The 2,120-nt window shown below is 75.3% G+C and carries 2 protein-coding genes; both read left to right on the top strand.

Going from position 1 to position 2,120, the window contains the following annotated elements; translation table 11 throughout:
• Positions 1–802: zinc metalloprotease (locus GCU69_RS07020; RefSeq protein ID WP_156205423.1), on the top strand; the 802-nt coding region annotated here is incomplete at its 5' end.
• Positions 803–1,179: 377 nt separating this feature from the next.
• Positions 1,180–2,120 (top strand): serine/threonine-protein kinase (locus GCU69_RS07025; RefSeq protein WP_156205424.1); only part of this gene is annotated, 941 nt, incomplete at its 3' end.

Below are 2,120 nucleotides of genomic sequence, written 5' to 3' on the forward strand. Positions count from 1 at the left end.
CGGCCACGGCCACGAGCCCAACGCCGTGAGCGCCGCCGAAGCCGCCGCCATGGACCGGGAGCTGGACCGGCGGACCCGCGCCCTCCGCGACGCCGGGCGCGGCGGGCCGCACGGCGCCGCACCGGTCACCACGGTCGGCGTGTACTTCCACGTGATCCACGACGGCGCGGCCGGAAAGCTGACCGGTGAGCGGATCGCCGACCAGATCACCGTGCTGAACGAGGCGTTCAACGGCTCGGGCGAGGGCAACACCCCGAGCCGGTTCCGCTTCCGGCTGGCCGGGACGGACTACACGGACAACGCCGACTGGTACCGCGGCGTGACCCCGCGGGGCGCCACCGAGTACGCCATGAAGTCCTCGCTCCGCAAGGGCGGTCCGGGCGCCCTGAACCTGTACAGCGCGGACCTCGGCGACGACCTGCTCGGCTGGGCCACCTTCCCCGACGCCTACCCGGAGGCCCCGTACCTGGACGGCGTGGTCCTCCTCGACGCGTCCCTGCCCGGCGGCTCTGCGGAGGACTACGACGAGGGCGACACCGCGACCCACGAGGTGGGCCACTGGCTCGGCCTCTTCCACACCTTCCAGGGCGGCTGCGAGGACCCGGGCGACCACGTCGCCGACACACCGGCCGAGGCGGTCCCGGCCTTCGAGTGCCCGGTGGGCCGCGACACCTGCGCGGCCGACGGCGCCGACCCGGTCCGGAACTTCATGGACTACACGTACGACTCCTGCATGACACGGTTCACGCCGGGGCAGGTCGAGCGGATGTCCGACGCCTGGTTCGCGTACCGGGCCAGCTGACCGCGGGCCGGGCGGCCCGGCCGCGGTCCCGGTGACCGCGACTCCGGCCCCGGAGCCGCGGTCACCGGGGCTGCGACTCCCGGGACCGCAGCCCCGGGAACCGCAGCCTCCGGCCCGTGGCTCCCGGGGACACAGCCGCCGGCCCGCTCCATCCGGGGGCGCGGCTTCGGGGGTCACATCATCCGGGTCGCGGCTTCGAGGATCGCGGCATCCGGGTCGCGGCATCCGGGTCGCGGCCTCCGGAGACCGGGACTTGGCACCCGGGCACCCCGGACGACTCGCCCGGGACCCGCACGCGAGCCCCGCGACACGGCCCGCCGCCCCCCGCATGTCTGACTCTCTGTATACCCTTCTCCACAGAGCGTGTGCGGCAGGGGATGCCGGGTTGTTGCGGCGGACCAGCGGGCGGATCGGCAGGGGACGGGCGAGTGAGCGGGGCCGGAGAGATCATCGGTGGGCGTTTCGAGCTGCTGGAGCGGCTCGGCAGCGGCGGCATGGGGACGGTGTGGCGGGCGCGCGACTCCGCGCTGGAGCGCGAGGTCGCGCTCAAGGAGGTGCGTCCGCTCGACCCGGCGCCGGCCGAGGCCGACTCCGGGTTGTCGCGCATGCTCCGCGAACGGGTGCTGCGCGAGGCCCGCGCCCTCGCCCGGCTCAGCCATCCGCATGTGGTGACGATCCATCACATCGTGGACGCCGACCCGTATCCCTGGCTGGTCATGGAGCTGCTGCCGGCGAAGACCCTGGAGGACCGGCTCGCCGGCGGCCCGCTGCCCGTGGCGGAGGCGGCCCGGATCGGCCGGGAGCTGCTGTCCGCGCTCACCGCCGCGCACTCGGCGGGCGTCCACCACCGTGACGTCAAGCCGTCCAACGTCCTGCTGCGGCCCGACGGCAGCGCGGTGCTCACCGACTTCGGCATAGCGGCCGTGCAGGACTCGCCGACCCTGACCCCGACCGGCGAGGTCATCGGCTCCCCCGAGTACGTCGCCCCGGAGCGCATCCGCGGCGCGGAGGACCTGCCCGCCGCCGACCTCTGGTCGCTGGGCATGCTGCTGTACGTCGCGGTCGAGGGCGTCAGCCCCATGCGGCGCCTCACCAATCTCGCCACGCTCGCCGCCGTGCTGGACGAGCCGGTGCCGCCCGCCCGGAACGCCGGACCGCTGGCCCCGGTGCTGGAGGAGCTGCTGGTCCACGATCCGTACGCCCGTCCCGACGCCGGGCGGCTGGACACCCTGCTGCTGCTGGCGGAGGCCGCCGAGGGGCATCCGCCGCACCACCCGCCCCGGCTCGACGCCCCGCCGCCGGTCCGCGCCGCCGCGCC

It is taken from the genome of Streptomyces lycii (assembly GCF_009735685.1).
Lineage (GTDB): Bacteria > Actinomycetota > Actinomycetes > Streptomycetales > Streptomycetaceae > Streptomyces > Streptomyces lycii.